This window comes from Massilia sp. UYP34 (genome assembly GCF_056279385.1).
This window is the reverse complement of the sequence record NZ_JBWBRF010000016.1, coordinates 1-13268: the sequence shown is the minus strand read 5'-3', so window position 1 is coordinate 13268 and position 13268 is coordinate 1. Positions and strand designations below refer to the sequence as shown.

The 13268-nt window shown below is 66.2% G+C and carries 14 protein-coding genes, 1 tRNA gene and 1 pseudogene; 8 read left to right on the top strand and 8 right to left on the bottom strand.

Going from position 1 to position 13268, the window contains the following annotated elements; genetic code table 11:
- Nucleotides 1-78: 78 nt before the first annotated feature.
- On the top strand, nt 79-1140 hold the full coding sequence (locus ACZ9AQ_RS19405) for a L,D-transpeptidase family protein (protein WP_429206495.1): 1062 nt from the start codon (nt 79-81) through the stop codon (nt 1138-1140).
- A gap of 60 nt (nt 1141-1200) precedes the next feature.
- Nucleotides 1201-1899, top strand: a complete 699-nt coding sequence (locus tag ACZ9AQ_RS19400) for a M23 family metallopeptidase (protein ID WP_429206496.1) — start codon at nt 1201-1203, stop codon at nt 1897-1899.
- Here ACZ9AQ_RS19400 and ACZ9AQ_RS19395 read toward each other — a convergent pair.
- The 5 genes from ACZ9AQ_RS19395 to ACZ9AQ_RS19375 form a co-directional block, all read right to left on the bottom strand.
- Nucleotides 1868-3694: a M4 family metallopeptidase gene (locus tag ACZ9AQ_RS19395; RefSeq protein ID WP_429206497.1), complete on the bottom strand. Its 1827-nt coding sequence runs from the start codon at nt 3692-3694 to the stop codon at nt 1868-1870. The genes ACZ9AQ_RS19400 and ACZ9AQ_RS19395 overlap by 32 nt on opposite strands.
- Before the next feature lie 150 nt (nt 3695-3844).
- Nucleotides 3845-4444 (bottom strand): hypothetical protein, encoded by a 600-nt coding sequence (locus ACZ9AQ_RS19390; RefSeq protein ID WP_429206498.1) that lies wholly within the window; start codon nt 4442-4444, stop codon nt 3845-3847.
- 26 nt (nt 4445-4470) lie between these two features.
- Nucleotides 4471-5655 carry a zinc-dependent alcohol dehydrogenase gene (locus tag ACZ9AQ_RS19385; RefSeq protein WP_429206499.1) on the bottom strand — a complete coding sequence of 395 codons (1185 nt, stop codon included), beginning with the start codon at nt 5653-5655 and terminating at the stop codon, nt 4471-4473.
- A 177-nt stretch (nt 5656-5832) separates the two neighbouring features.
- Nucleotides 5833-6714, bottom strand: coding sequence for a KPN_02809 family neutral zinc metallopeptidase (gene ypfJ / locus ACZ9AQ_RS19380; protein ID WP_429206500.1), 882 nt, complete (start codon nt 6712-6714; stop codon nt 5833-5835).
- A gap of 27 nt (nt 6715-6741) precedes the next feature.
- On the bottom strand, nt 6742-6924 hold the full coding sequence (locus tag ACZ9AQ_RS19375) for a hypothetical protein (RefSeq protein ID WP_429206501.1): 183 nt from the start codon (nt 6922-6924) through the stop codon (nt 6742-6744).
- Between the two features lie 160 nt (nt 6925-7084).
- Between ACZ9AQ_RS19375 and ACZ9AQ_RS19370 the strand changes: the two genes are divergently transcribed.
- Nucleotides 7085-8020 carry a methyltransferase gene (locus tag ACZ9AQ_RS19370; RefSeq protein WP_429206502.1) on the top strand — a complete coding sequence of 312 codons (936 nt, stop codon included), beginning with the start codon at nt 7085-7087 and terminating at the stop codon, nt 8018-8020.
- 477 nt (nt 8021-8497) lie between these two features.
- On the opposite strand, the gene ACZ9AQ_RS19365 is transcribed toward ACZ9AQ_RS19370, so the two are convergent.
- Both ACZ9AQ_RS19365 and ACZ9AQ_RS19360 read right to left on the bottom strand, forming a co-directional pair.
- A tRNA-Ser gene (locus ACZ9AQ_RS19365) sits at nt 8498-8587 on the bottom strand.
- Nucleotides 8588-8727: 140 nt separating this feature from the next.
- Entirely contained in the window at nt 8728-9093 is a 366-nt protein-coding gene (locus tag ACZ9AQ_RS19360) for an ArsR/SmtB family transcription factor (protein WP_429206503.1), read from the bottom strand.
- 280 nt (nt 9094-9373) lie between these two features.
- Between ACZ9AQ_RS19360 and ACZ9AQ_RS19355 the strand changes: the two genes are divergently transcribed.
- The 5 genes and pseudogenes from ACZ9AQ_RS19355 to ACZ9AQ_RS19335 all read left to right on the top strand — a co-directional run.
- The gene (locus tag ACZ9AQ_RS19355; protein WP_429206504.1) at nt 9374-9853 is read left to right on the top strand and encodes an arsenate reductase ArsC; all 480 of its coding nucleotides are present in this window, start codon (nt 9374-9376) and stop codon (nt 9851-9853) included.
- A gap of 58 nt (nt 9854-9911) precedes the next feature.
- Nucleotides 9912-11192, top strand: a complete 1281-nt coding sequence (locus ACZ9AQ_RS19350; protein WP_429206505.1) for an arsenic transporter — start codon at nt 9912-9914, stop codon at nt 11190-11192.
- A 54-nt stretch (nt 11193-11246) separates the two neighbouring features.
- The gene (arsH, locus tag ACZ9AQ_RS19345) at nt 11247-11963 is read left to right on the top strand and encodes an arsenical resistance protein ArsH (RefSeq protein WP_429206506.1); all 717 of its coding nucleotides are present in this window, start codon (nt 11247-11249) and stop codon (nt 11961-11963) included.
- Nucleotides 11964-11974: 11 nt separating this feature from the next.
- Nucleotides 11975-12514 carry an arsinothricin resistance N-acetyltransferase ArsN1 family B gene (locus ACZ9AQ_RS19340; RefSeq protein ID WP_429206507.1) on the top strand — a complete coding sequence of 180 codons (540 nt, stop codon included), beginning with the start codon at nt 11975-11977 and terminating at the stop codon, nt 12512-12514.
- A 52-nt stretch (nt 12515-12566) separates the two neighbouring features.
- A pseudogene (locus ACZ9AQ_RS19335) lies at nt 12567-12807 on the top strand (integrase core domain-containing protein); the annotation flags it as partial.
- Between the two features lie 195 nt (nt 12808-13002).
- Here ACZ9AQ_RS19335 and ACZ9AQ_RS19330 read toward each other — a convergent pair.
- Nucleotides 13003-13268, bottom strand: a 266-nt coding sequence (locus ACZ9AQ_RS19330) for a hypothetical protein (protein WP_429206508.1), incomplete at its 5' end; no start/stop codon positions are given.

The following is a 13268-nucleotide window of genomic DNA, read 5'->3' as shown; positions in this document are numbered from 1 at the left end:
AAGAGTTCGTTCACGCACAGACCCGGTCGATTCATGTCCTTACGCTACGGTTTCCAGAAGCATACTGCAGGAGACCGTATGAAGAAAGCCACCGCACTGACCCTGATCGCCGCCCTCGGAGGCGTTTTCCCTTATGCCTTCGCGCAACAGCCAGTCGGCCAGCCCGCTCCTGTCCAGCAGCCAGCCGCAGCGGGCACACCGATGCCGGCTGCGCCTGCTCCGGCGGCACCTGCGCCGGCCACCCCTGCGCCGGTTGCACCCGGCGCCTCCCAGGCCCCCGGCGTCGCCGGACAAGCCGAATTCGAACGCCTGCTGCGGGCCCAGGTCCTGCTCGAACGCCAGCACCTGTCGCCGGGCGAAATCGACGGCGCCTATGGCTCGAACATGCGCCAGGCGCTGAACACCTTCCAGGCCCAGCGCAGTCTCCCGGTCACCGGCAAGCTCGACGAAGCCACCTGGAACGCGCTGAACGTCGATCCCAGCCCGACCCTGGCCGAATATACGATCACCGCAGAAGACGTGGCCGGTCCGTTCCAGCCGATCCCGGACACGATGATGGGCAAGGCCAAGCTGCCCGCGCTCGGCTACGCCACCGCGCTCGAAGGCCTGGGCGAAAAATTCCATGCCAGCCCGGCCCTGCTGCAGCGCCTCAACCCAGGCAAGTCCCTGGCGCAGGCCGGCGAACGGATCATGGTGCCGCACGTGAGCGGCAAGCAGCCGCTGCCGCCTGCAGCCAGGGTCGTGGTGCGCGACTCGACCAAGACGCTGCAACTGTATGACGCCGGCGGCCAGTTGCTGGCCCAATATCCGGTCTCGACCGGCAGCAAGCGCGATCCTCTGCCGGTCGGCAACTGGAAGATCAATGGCGTGCACGCCAACCCGGTCTACCACTACAACCCGAAGCTGTTCTGGGATGCCAAGCCGGGCGACAGCAAGACCCAGATCAAGCCGGGGCCGAACAACCCGGTCGGCGTGATGTGGATCGACCTGTCCAAGCCGCACTACGGCATCCACGGCACCCCGGTGCCCGGCCACGTGGGCAAGACCGAGTCGCATGGCTGCATCCGCCTGACCAACTGGAGCGCCGCCGAAGTGGGCGCGGTGGTCGGCGAAGGCACCGACGTCGAACTCGTCAAGTAATCCCGACTGAGCTTCACACCAACAAAACAGCGGCGCGGGAGGCGCCCGACGGAGAACGCGATGAAATGGCTGATGACCCTGATCGTTGGCGCGCTGCTGGGCGCCGGTGTGCTGTTCGTGTTGCTGAGCGACGGATCAAACCCGCCGGCGCCGGCGCCGGAACTCGCCGCCGCGCCGCCGCTTGCAAACGCGGTCGGCGTGCCCGCGGCCCGGATCGAGGGCCAGCTGCCGCCCGCGCCGGTGGTCGAACCGAACCTGCTTGACGCCGACCTGCCGCTGCGTCCGCAACCCGACCAAGGCGCCGCGCCGATGGCCCCGGCCACCGTTCCCGGCAAGCTGCTGGTGCCGGTCCAGGGCATCGCCTCACACCAGCTGACCGACACGTTCTACCAGCCGCGCGGCGAACAGCGCCAGCACGAGGCGCTCGACATCATGGCGCCCACCGGCACGCCGGTGCGCGCCGCGGCCGACGGCAAGGTGGTCAAGCTGTTCCAGAGCAAACCGGGCGGGCTGACGGTCTACCAGTTCGATCCGGGCGAGCAGTACGCCTATTACTACGCCCACCTCGACCGCTATGCCGACAACATCAAGGAAGGCATGGAGGTCAAGCGCGGCGACATCGTCGGCTACGTCGGCGCGACCGGCAATGCCGATCCAGCCGCGCCGCACCTGCATTTCGCCGTGGTCGCGCTGACGCCCGAAAAAGAGTGGTGGAAAGGCACCCCGCTCAATCCGTTTCCACTAATGTCCGACCAGTAGCCGACGCATTCGACGGCGCGGGCGCCGGTTCGTCGACATCGAGTCCCACATTGATCGCGGCGTAGGCGCGTTGCACCGCGATCGCCTCGCGTCCGCCGGCGCCATACAGTTCGCCGGCCGCTTCGATCATCTTGGCGCGCGCATCCAGGTAATTGGTGCTGGACGTGAACTTGGTCGTATTGGCGCGGAACCAGATACGGTAGGCCTTGTCGATGCCGATGCCCGTCATCGCCAGCGGCTGCCTGACCAGGTAGCGGCTCCAGGCATCGTTGCCATTCTCCGCGCTCGACCCCTTGGCCAGGAAGTAGAACATGCGGTTGTTCGGGCCGCTGCTGTAATGGACGTCGAGCCGGCGCAGGCCCGCGCTCCAGGCGTCGTGGCTATTGCCATCGCGGCTGGGCTTGATCATCCAGCGCAGCGGCGTCCCGGTGCGGCTGATCTCCGTGCCCAGCATCCAGTCGTTGCCGGTCTCGGGGATGACATCGCCCTTGCCGCCAGCGCGCGCATAGGCTTCGACCACCTCGCCGGCGATGTCCGAACTCGATTCGTTCAGGCCCCCCGGCTCGCCCGCGTACACCAGGTTCGAGGTGGCGGCCGTGATGCCGTGCCCCATCTCGTGGCCGACCACGTCGATCGAGGCCAGGTTCGTGAAATACGTGCCGTCGCCGATGAACATGCAGCGGCAGGTATCGCTGTAATAGGCGTTGTCGTAGCCGCGGTTGACGTGCACCGCGATGTGGGTGGCCGTGTCCTGGCCGTCCAGCGCCAGCCAGCCCAGCACGCTCTTGTGCATGTCATAGGTGTTCTTCAAGCCCCACATGGCGTTGACGGCGGCGGTCTGGCCGTTCGGTCCCGTGGTGCTGCCGCCCTCGACGAACTGCTTGCCGTCGCCCCAGGTGTTGACGGTGTTGGTGTACACCCGGCCGCTCGAGGTGCCATGGTTGGCGTTGGTGATCGCCATCGCGCCGAACGAGCCGCCCTTGCCGCGCTCGGGGTCGAGCATCTGGTAGACGTTGTTGGCGAAGGTGGTGCTGAGCGGGACCTGGCCGTTGTACTGGCTGTGGCCGATGCCTTCCACCGTCTGCAGCATGTTCCAGCGGTCGATGATCTCGCCGTCGCGCGCGTTCACGACGACGTCGTAGTACAGCGGCTGCTCGCCGCTTTTCCGGTCCGCCTTCATGCGCAGGCGCACCAGCCAGGCCAGCTCGTAGCGGTCGACAGTCTCGACCAGGTCGGCCGCGTTCAGCTCGGACTCGAGCTTGCCCTCGGCGCCGGGCGCGCGCTCGTCACGCATCATCGGATAGATCAGCAGTTCGGCGGTCGGCGGCACCACGTTGACGACGCCCTCCGGCATGTCGCGCAGCGCGACGGCGATCGCGGCCTTGCGGTTGACGGTCGGCTTGACGTTGAAGCCGCTTGTAGCGCCCTGCATGCGGTTGGAAGGCCCGCGCCCCAGGTGCAGGCGGCGCGGCGAGGCGCTCTCGGACACGATCTGGCGCCGCGCGTCGAGCACCACCACGGATTCCGAACCAAAAATCCTGAGACCCTTGTACAGGTGGGCGACGCGCACCACGTGGGTGCCCTGCACGCCCGGGTGCTGGGCCACGACCTTGTAGCCGTGGTCGGCGTCGAGGCCGACCGCCGGCCGGCGCGCCGCCAGCTGGCTGACGACCTGGGCCTGGGCCTTGGCGTCCAGCTTGAGCGGCGGCGCCATCATCGGCGCGGCGGGCGCGGCGGGCGCGAACAGGATGGCAGCCGCCAGCAGGGCTGCCTTGAGAAGCGGTTGCGGGATCATCTCGTCTCCATCCGGTATGCCGGGCCGGGGGGCGCCGGTCATCGACCATGATGGACGAGCTCGTAAAGGTTGGTTTGCTCAAAAACAATGACCGCGTTGTCAATGTTGACAACACGGTCATGGCTTGCTGCCGACAGGCCGAGTTCAGCGTTAGCGGCGGTCGCGCCGTTTCATCAGGTAGCAGGCAGCGCCGACCACGGCCGCGCCGATCGCCACTTTCTTCGCCAGTCCGGCCGGATTGTGCTTGAGCTCGGACTTGATGCCCATCTCGGCCAGGATGTTCGGCACCTTGCCCTTGGCCAGGTCGTCGCCGATGCCTTCGACCACGTTGACGCGGTCGGCCAGCAACAACAGCAGCCAGTGGCGCACGTCATTCTCGGTGGACCTGAACGCCAGGCGCCGGATCGCACCGGACAGGCCGGACGGCGGCTGCACCGAGCCGAACAGCGGCGTGCGGCCGGGACGCTCGGTCGAGACCAGCACTTCGACGTGCTGCTCCTGCGGCGCCGGGTCGCCGTCGGGGACGTTGATGAAGCGGGGCGGGGTGCGTTCCATCGGCACGCCGGGACGGTTCTTGCGGTCGAGGTCGGCGCCCCAGCCCTGGATGTGCTGCAACTGGTCGCGGGTCGGGCGGCGCGGCGCGATGTGGCCGTGCACATGGCCGACGTGGCCTTCGCCGTCGTGCTCGCCGGGCGCGTGCTGGCCGTCGCGCTGGTCGTTGGCGGTAACGATATCGTGTCGTGTTTCCATGGTTTCTCCTGTGCTCGATCGTGTGTTCACTGCTGGACGCTGGCCTTGACGGCGCGAGTTTCGTTGGCGCGCGGCGGAATCAGGACGGTCTTGATGCAGTTATCCAGCTTGCTCGAGAAAATGTGATACGCATCCGACACTTCTTCCAGCGGGATGCGGTGGGTGATGATCTGCTTCGGATCGATGCGGCCGGCGCGGATGTGTTCGATCAGGCGCGGCAGGTGACGGCGCACGCTGGCCTGATTCATGCGCAGGGTCAAGCCCTTGTTCAGCGCATTGCCGATCGGAACCGCGTTGAAGGTCGGTCCATACACGCCGACGATCGAGACGTTGCCGCCCTTGCGCACCGAGTTGATGCACCAGTGCAGCACGGTCGCCGCACCGGCCTGCATCATCGTGTAGACGCCGGTGATGGTCTGCATGGTGTTGCCGGCCGCTTCGCAGCCGACCGCGTCGATGCAGACGTCGGCGCCCATCCAGTCGGTCATCTTCTTGATGTGCAGCGCCATGTCCTTTACTTCCTTGAAGTTCACGACCTCGCACTGGGCGTAGCGCTTGACGAATTCGAGGCGGTACTCGACGTGGTCGACCACGATCACCCGCCCCGCCCCCATCAGCCAGGCCGACTTGGCGGCGAAGATGCCGACCGGCCCGGCGCCGAACACGACCACGGTGTCGCCTTCCTGGATGTCGCCCATCTCGGCCGCCTGGTAGCCGGTGGGCAGCGCGTCGGTCATCAGGACGGCGTCGTCGTCGTGGATGTCGTCGGGGATGACCATCGGGCCGACGTCGGCCATCGGCACCCGCACGTACTCGGCCTGGCCGCCGTCGTAGCCGCCCGCCGTGTGCGAATAACCATAGATCGCGCCCACCGCCGTCGCTTGCGCATTCGTGTTGTGGCAATTGCCATACAACTCGTGTTGGCAAAAGAAGCAGGAGCCGCAGAACACATTGAACGGCACCAGCACCTTGTCGCCGACCTTCAGGCGCTGCACGCCGGACCCGACCTCTTCCACCACGCCGATGAACTCGTGGCCAAAGGTGTGGCCGACACGGGTGTCGGGCACCAGGCCATGGTACAGGTGGAGGTCGGAACCGCAGATGCAGGCCCGGGTGACGCGCACGATGGCGTCACCGGGATGCTCGATGACGGGATCGGGCTTGTGATCGGCGCGGACCCGATATGGCCCGCGGTAATTCATTGCCAGCATGAGTTCTCCTTCACGATTCGGTTGGTCACTGCTCGTAACAAAACGAGCTGATGTGACACAAACTTATGGTAAAACTTCACGCATTGCGATAGGCGCACGGCAACGAAAGGGGCTTTTCACGCCTTTTATTGAATAAAATCAGGTAATTATGTACTAATGGCAATTAATTGATGCCGTTTATATCTTATTGGCATCAAATGTATTGCACGCTGCGACCTGCCCGCTCTCCAGCCCTCGCTGGAACCAGCGCACCCGCTGGGCCGAGCTGCCGTGGGTGAACGAATCGGGCACCACGACGCCGCGCGCCTGCCGCTGCAGGGCGTCGTCGCCGATGGCGCTGGCCGCGTTCAGGGCCGTCTCGACGTCGCCCTGTTCCAGGATGTTCTTGCGCTGGTTGGTGCGGTTGGCCCACACGCCGGCGAAGCAGTCGGCCTGCAGTTCCAGGCGCACCGACAGGGCATTGCCCTCGGTCTCCCCAGCGCGCTGGCGGGCTGCCTGCACCTTGTTCGAGATGCCCAGCAGGTTCTGTACGTGGTGACCGACTTCGTGCGCGATCACATAGGCCTGGGCGAACTCGCCCTCGACGTTGAAGCGCTGGCGCATGGTGCGGAAAAAGCCCAGGTCGATATAGACCTTGCCGTCGGCCGGGCAGTAGAACGGGCCGCTCACGCTTTCGCCGACACCGCAGGCGGTGGCGGTACGGCCTTCGAACAGCACCAGCCGCGCCGGTGTGTACTGTGCGCCCTGTTCGCTGAACAGCTGGGCCCATGCGTCCTCGGTATAGGCCAGCGTGGTGCGCACGAAGCGCGTTTCGCGGTCGTCGGCGCGCTCGGCGCGCGGCTGCTCCACCTGCGCCCCCTGCGGTGGTGGCGCGCCACCCGACAGCAGGCCAAGGATGGTGGCGGGCGAGACGCCCAGGAAATAGGATGCGACCAGGGCGACGACGATCGTGCCGATGCCGATCGAGCGCCCGCCGAGGCCGAAGCCGCCGCCGCCACCTCCTCCGTCGCCACGCCGGTCTTCTACATTGTCGCTTTCACGGTCACCTTCCCAACGCATCGATGTTCCTTGTTTCTTGTTGTCCGCTCAGTTGCCACCCCGCTTGAGATTGCAGGTATCGGCGCGCTCACGCGCATCCTTGCCGCGCAGGTCGTCCAGCGCGCCCAATCCGGCGCGCAATTCGTCGTGCAATGCGCGCTCACGGCGCTCGCGTGCGATCTCGCGCGCCATGCGGCTGCGCGGCACGTCGTCCAGGTCCAGGCTCGTCATGATTTCTCTCTCTCTCGGTGTGTCCGGTCGATTTTTTTTAGCCGGCTTTTCCAACGTTTTCCGGTTGACCACATCATGCACCAAAACCCGTCCGCGCACGAACACATCCTGCGTGCGTGCGCGCACGGTGCGGCAGTGGCTTCCGTGCCACGCTGGCGCAATGAACTCATCCAACGCCAACGCCCTCCTCGCCCTCGGCACGGCCCTGCGCCAGGCCGGTTACCGCTTCATGACGGTCACGCCCGCAACCCACCGCCGCATCAACAACCGTCCCGGAAACGAGCGCGCGCACGACCTGCGCGGCGTGTTCGGCTGGAGCCGCCCCTTCGAGCGCGCGCTGCTGCCGGCCAGCGTGGTGGCGTTGATGCGCGACGCCGGAGTGCTGGAAGAAAGAGAAGATGGACTGCGCTCGCTGGTGCGGGCGTCGACCCTGGACGACATGCTGGTGTTCCACTCGGCCTGGCCGACGCGCGACGACGACGCCGTGTTCTTCGGCCCCGACACCTACCGCTTCGTGGGCGCCCTGCGGCGCGGCTTCGCCTTCGTCGGGGCCGGACCGGTGCGCGCGGTGGACATCGGCTGCGGCGGCGGCGCCGGCGCGCTCACGATCGCGCGCACGTTCCCGCACGCCGAGGTGATCGGCGCGGACATCAACCCGAAGGCGCTCGAGCTGGCGATGGTCAACGGCCGCCTGAACGGGGCGTCCAACCTGGCGCTGGCCCAGAGCGACCTGTTCGACGGCCTGCAGGGCGACTTCGACCTGGTGGTGTCGAACCCGCCCTTCGTGGTCGATCCGGATGCGCGCCGCTACCGCCATGGCGGCGGCGAGCGCGGCGCCGAACTGTCGCGCCGCATCGTCGAACAGGGCCTGGGACGCCTGCGCCGCGGCGGCAGCCTGATGCTCTACACCGGCGTGGCCCTGTGCGGCCAGCACGACCACTTCCTGGAAAGCCTGCGCCCGACCCTGGCCGCGCAATGCGACACCTGGACCTACGAGGAGCTCGATCCCGACATCTTCGGCGGCCAGCTGGGCGAACCGGGCTACGAGGACGTGGAACGGATCGCGGCGGTGTGGCTGCACGCGGTCAAGCGCTGAGCACCGCCGCGGCGCGGGATGCTGGGCCGGGGCGCGGGTCCGGCACAGGGCCGCCCCAAAGGTCGCGCGCGGCCGGGTTGAAAAAAGCCACCTTGCGGTGTAATGAAGTTAAGTTAAGGCGAAAGTCTTCTTGAGTTAGCGTAAAAACGTCGTCCCCACGAAGGTGGGGACCCAATCTTGCAAACGTATCGGCGACGTTTGCAGAACTTGGGTCCCCGCCTGCGCGGGGACGACGTAGTTGACGGCTAGCCTGTGAACGCCCCGGAATGAAAAAAGCCACCTTGCGGTGGCTGTTTTCATGCTGCTTGGCGGAGAGGGTGGGATTCGCCTACATCCTGCAGGCCGCGGCATCGCGAGTACGCGATGCCCTTCGAATCTCCCCCCTTGGGGACGCACGCAGGGCGCGAAAGCGCCCTGCTCCTCTGTGACGTCCCGGAATGAAAAAAGCCACCTTGCGGTGGCTGTTTTCATGCTGCTTGGCGGAGAGGGTGGGATTCGAACCCACGGTACGGTCACCCGTACGCCTGATTTCGAGTCAGGTACATTCGACCACTCTGCCACCTCTCCTGAATCGGTGCTGCGTGGTCGCGTAAGCGAGGCCGCATTATAGCGGACGCCTGGCGAAAGTTGCAAGGCATGCGGGCCAGGTAAATTTCCATGCCGGCGGACCGCTCAAGCGCGCACGGCAGGCCGGCCGCATGCCGCCTTCACCCGCACTTGCCGTGGGCGCCAGCGCTTTCGGCAACGCGCTCGCCGGGTGAACACGCCTGCCCCGGCACGTCGCAGGCTTCACCGGCGCAGCAATTCTCGGTCAGGAAACCCACCAGCGCGTTCATCGTCTCGAACTGGGCCGTGTAGACCACGAAGCGTCCCTCCTGGCGCGCTTCCACCAGGTTGGCGTGGCTGAGCTCTTTCAGGTGGAACGACAGGGCGGACGATGAGATCTGCAGGGCCTCGCCGATCTTGCTGGCATACAGGCCCGCCGGGCCGGTCTGGACCAGCAGGCGGAATATGGCCAGCCGGGATTCTTGCGCCAGCGCGGCCAGGGCTTTCAGTACGTGTTTGGTGTCCATATGCGGCGCCTGATAAACGGCCGATTGTAACCCCGCCTGCGCCCCGCTGTCGTGCGTGGCGCAAAAATTCAATCGCTGTTGAATCGTCAGGCCGAGGATGTTACTATCGCCATCATCTCAACGTCTCTTGAAGTATTGAGTAAACCGCCACCATGCGACCGCAGCAGTCCGAGCCCGTACGTGAAGCCGGCGCTGCACGCTTGAAAAGGCACGCCAGCGGGCCGGAACCGGCCGCACCGGCGGCGCCCGGCTCCGCGTTTTCACCTGTCGACGACCATCCATGAACGTATTATTCCTTTGCACCGGAAATTCCTGCCGCTCCATCCTGAGCGAAGGCGTCTTCAACCATCTCGCGCCGGAAGGCTGGCGCGCGCTCAGCGCCGGCAGCCAGCCGACCGGGCAGCTCCATCCGCGCGCCGTGGCCCTGCTGCAGCGCAAGGGCATCTCGACCGAAGGCTATTACAGCAAGTCGTGGGACGACCTGCCCGTGACGCCCGACATCGTGGTCACCGTCTGCAGCAACGCGGCCGGCGAGACCTGCCCGGCCTACCTCGGCAACGTGCTGCGCACGCACTGGGGCCTGGACGATCCGGGCCATGTGGTGGGCACGGACGCGCAAATCGAGGACGCGTTCGAACGCACCTACGCCATCATCGTCGAGCGGATCCAGGCCTTCCTGGCGCTGTCCTTGACGCAGCTCGCGCGCGACAAGGCGGCGTTCAAGGCCGAACTCGACCGCATCGGCGCGCTGGCGGCCTGACCGGCGCCTCGCGCGTCCGAACGCCGCGTCCCGGCCCCCTCTTCCAACAAGGACCATCGTGCTTGCCGCATCGCTCATCTTCCTCGCGACCCTCATTCTCGTCATCTGGCAGCCGCGCGGCCTGGGCATCGGCTGGAGCGCCGCCGGCGGCGCCCTGCTCGCGCTGCTGGCGGGCGTCATCAGCCTGTCCGACATTCCCATCGTCTGGGATATCGTCTGGAACGCCACGGCCACCTTCGTCGCCGTCATCATCATCAGCCTGCTGCTGGACAAGGCCGGATTCTTCGAATGGGCCGCGCTGCACGTCGCGCGCTGGGGCAAGGGCAGCGGCAAGCGCCTGTTCGTGCTGCTGGTCCTGCTGGGCGCCGCGGTCGCGGCGATTTTCGCGAACGACGGCGCCGCGCTGATCCTGACGCCGATCGTGATCGCCATGCTGACCGCCCTGCGCTTTTCACCCAAGGCGACGCTGGCGTATGTGATGGCGGCCGGCTTCATCGCCGACACCGCCAGCCTGCCGCTGGTCGTGTCGAACCTGGTGAACATCGTGTCGGCCGACTATTTCGACATCAGTTTTGCCCGCTATGCGGCGGTGATGGTGCCGGTCAACCTGGTCGCCGTGAGCGCCACACTGGCGGCGCTGCTGCTGATGTTTCGCAAGGACATCCCGGTCGACTACGATGTGACGCAGTTGCGGCAACCGGGCGCGGCCATCCATGACCGCGCAACCTTCGTCACCGGATGGTGGGTGCTGGGCCTGCTGTTGATTGGCTTCTTCTGGCTCGACGAAATCGGCGTGCCGATCAGCGCCGTGGCCGCGGCCGGCGCCGCGCTCCTGCTCGCGGTCGCGGCGCGCGGCCATCGGATCGCCACGCGCGCCGTGTTGCGCGATGCGCCGTGGCAGGTCGTCATTTTCTCGCTCGGCATGTACCTGGTCGTCTACGGTCTGCGCAACGCCGGCCTGACCGACTACCTGACCGTCTTGCTCGAGCGATGCGCCGCGGGCGGCGTGTGGGGCGCGGCGCTCGGCACCGGCTTCATCACCGCGATCCTGTCGTCGATCATGAACAATATGCCGACCGTGCTGATCGGCGCCCTGGCCATCGACGACACCGGCGCCCAGGGCGTCGTGCGCGAAGCCATGATCTTTGCCAACGTCATCGGCAGCGATCTCGGGCCCAAGATCACGCCGATCGGCAGTCTCGCCACGCTGCTGTGGCTGCACGTGCTGGCATCGAAGGGCATTCGGATTTCGTGGGGCTATTATTTCCGCGTGGGCCTGGTGCTGACGCTCCCGATCCTGTTCGTGACCCTGGCGGCGCTCGCGCTGCGCCTCGGCTGACCGGCTTTCCGACCTGCGCCGGGCGCAGGCTGAACCACTTTGGAGGAACCTCAGATGCATCGTATTGCCGACCTGCCCAACATCGACCCCGCGCGCCTGGAACCGCCTTCCTCCGCCCTGCTCGCCCGGGCCGCGGACCTTGACCATCCGCCGCGCATCCTGATGCTGTACGGCTCGGTGCGCGAGCGCTCGTTCAGCCGCCTGCTGACGGAAGAAGCGGCGCGCATCCTGCGCCAGTTCGGCGCCGAGGTGAAGATCTTCGATCCGTCCGACCTGCCCATGGTGGGCGGCGCGCCGGAAACCCATCCGAAGGTGGTCGAGTTGCGCGAACTGTGCATCTGGTCCGAAGGCCAGGTATGGTGCAGCCCCGAACGCCACGGCGCGGTCACGGCGGTGTTCAAGAACCAGATCGACTGGATTCCGCTCGAACAGGGTTCGGTGCGGCCGAGCCAGGGCAAGACGCTGGCCGTGATGCAGGTCTGCGGCGGCTCGCAGTCGTTCAACGTGGTCAATACCCTGCGCCTGCTGGGCCGCTGGATGCGCATGTTCACGATTCCGAACCAGTCGTCGGTGCCGATGGCCTACAAGGAATTCGACGACGACGACCGCATGCGCCCGTCTGCCTACTACGAGCGCGTGGTCGACGTCATGGAGGAACTGGTCAAGATCACGCTGTTGATGCGTGGCAGCAGCGCCTACCTGACGGACCGCTACAGCGAACGCAGCGAGCGCGCCAACCGCGCGATCGACCGCCAGATCGCGCGCATCTGAGCTGCCGCGCCATGCGCCGCCACCATGACGCCATGACCGACATCCGCCCCGCCTCCAGCCTGGATGCCGCGCGCATCTGCGCCATCTACAACCATTACGTCGCCACCACCACGATCTCGTTCGAGGAAGCGCCGGTCATGGCGCCCGACATGGCCGGGCGCATCGCCGACGTGACGACCGGCGGCTTGCCGTGGCTGGTGCTGGAAGTCGATGGCGTGGTGGCCGGCTATGCGTACGCCACCAAATGGCGCGCCCGGCCGGCCTACCGGCATGCGGTGGAAAGCAGCGTCTACCTCGATCCCTCGCTGGCGGGCCGCGGGCACGGCCGACGCCTCTACGCACACCTGCTCGACGAATTGCGCCAGCGCGGGCTGCACACGGCCATCGCCGGCATCGCGCAACCCAACGCGCGCAGCGTCGCCCTAAACGAACGCCTGGGCTTTCGCAAGGTCGCCCACTTCAGCGAAGTGGGCCTCAAGTTCGGCAGCCGGATCGACGTCGGCTACTGGCAGCTGCTGCTCGCCCCGCAACCGGATAGCGCGGCCGACTAGCCGGGCCCGCCGCCGGTGGCGCCGCTGGTGCCCCGACAACATGACCTCGCCGTCGCGCCGCGGCAGCAGCATGCGCTCCAAACCGGTGGCTACACGGCTATGCGATCTGGGCATCGCCAAATCGCACAGCCGTCCTGACGTTTCGGATGACAACCCATATTCCGAGGCGCAATTCAAAACCTTGGCGTTACCAGCCCGGCTTGCCGGCGCGCTTTGGCTCGCTGGCCGACGCACGGGCCCACTGCGCGACCTTCTTCACCTGGTACAACCAGCGGCACCACCATTCCGGCATCTGAATGAGGACACCGGAAGGCGTCCATACCGTCTCTGCAACATCGCTCCCTCTCCGCATCTCCGTCCTGTCGCTGGTGCTTCAGTCGATAGATTTCCCCTGCCATCGGCACGATGTGCGCCGGTCGAGCGGGACTTGCGATTTGTCACTGGCCAATCGCAGTTTGATAACTACAGTCAAGGAATTCATCGCAAGTTCAGACGCGCTCTAGTAGCCACGTCGAGCATCTCGAATTCAACAATGTCCAGCTCAACTGATGAGCAACCACGATGTCTGATTTACAAGCACTGCTGGAAGGCCACCAAAGTACCTGCCTGTTGCGCTTGTCGTTCCCAATGGACGACGGCCCGCAAGCCAAGCTGATGGTGCTGCCGCGCACCGGCGCTGAAGCGCCGCCCTCGATCCCGAAAAAATCCGTCATATAAAAACCACCATGACCGAGACCACGCAGGCCCCGTCCAA